General features: G+C 47.2%; 1 protein-coding gene. It reads right to left on the bottom strand.

The genetic code is table 11. The annotated features are described in order from the left end of the window. Positions 1-132: 132 nt before the first annotated feature. Positions 133-603, bottom strand: a complete 471-nt coding sequence (tnpA, locus tag N0M98_RS33730) for an IS200/IS605 family transposase (RefSeq protein WP_249860177.1) — start codon at positions 601-603, stop codon at positions 133-135. Positions 604-735: the final 132 nt, after the last annotated feature.

The following is a 735-nucleotide window of genomic DNA, read 5'->3' as shown; positions in this document are numbered from 1 at the left end:
GTCATAACCACCGGCTTAGCCGGTGGCTTCCATCAGCCCTATAAGGGCATGGTACTAGCACGCGCCTAAGAAGGCGCACTGAAAGTCTGCCAACCGCGAGCGGTCCCGGGCTTGCCCCTCAAAGGGGCTCTTTTATTTGCCCTTTCCTACCGACTCACCCGTAAACGGGTCGAACAATTCTTTCATCGTGATTTGTTCGTAGTTCTTATCCTCTGTTAGTTGATTTCGAATGTATTCGGCTATCGCTTTCCTGTTTCGCCCTACCGTATCCACAAAATAGCCTCTGCACCAAAATTGCCGATTTCCGTATCGATACTTCAGGTTCGCAAATTTATCGAAGATCATCAGCGAACTTTTTCCCTTTAAGTACCCCATAAACTCCGATACACTCAGTTTCGGTGGAATACTCACCAACATATGGATGTGATCCGGGCACGCTTCCGCTTCGTGAATCTCCACCCCTTTGCGCTCACACAACTCCCGGATGATCTTTCCGATCTCTCTTTTTAATTTCCCATAGATGACTTGCCGTCTATATTTCGGTGCAAATACAATATGGTATTTGCAGTTCCAGCGGGTATGTGCTAGACTGCTCTTATCCATTCCCTTGTCCTCCTTGATTTGATGTTGCGGTTGGCAGACCGGCTATCATCTTATCATAAAGGTCAAGGGATTTTTACTCATAGCTATAAGCTTTCCTGAACCCCCAGTCGAACTGGGGGTTTTCTTAGACAA

Origin of the sequence: Paenibacillus doosanensis, assembly GCF_025060755.1 — a bacterium.
In the GTDB taxonomy this organism is placed as follows: Bacteria; Bacillota; Bacilli; order Paenibacillales; family NBRC-103111; genus Paenibacillus_S; species Paenibacillus_S doosanensis.
This window is presented reverse-complemented; position numbering and strand designations above follow the sequence as displayed.

What these genes read in the sequence shown, in the direction of transcription:
- tnpA (WP_249860177.1), bottom strand. Translation starts at nt 603, where the DNA reads ATGGATAAGAGCAGTCTAGCACATACCCGCTGGAACTGCAAATACCAT.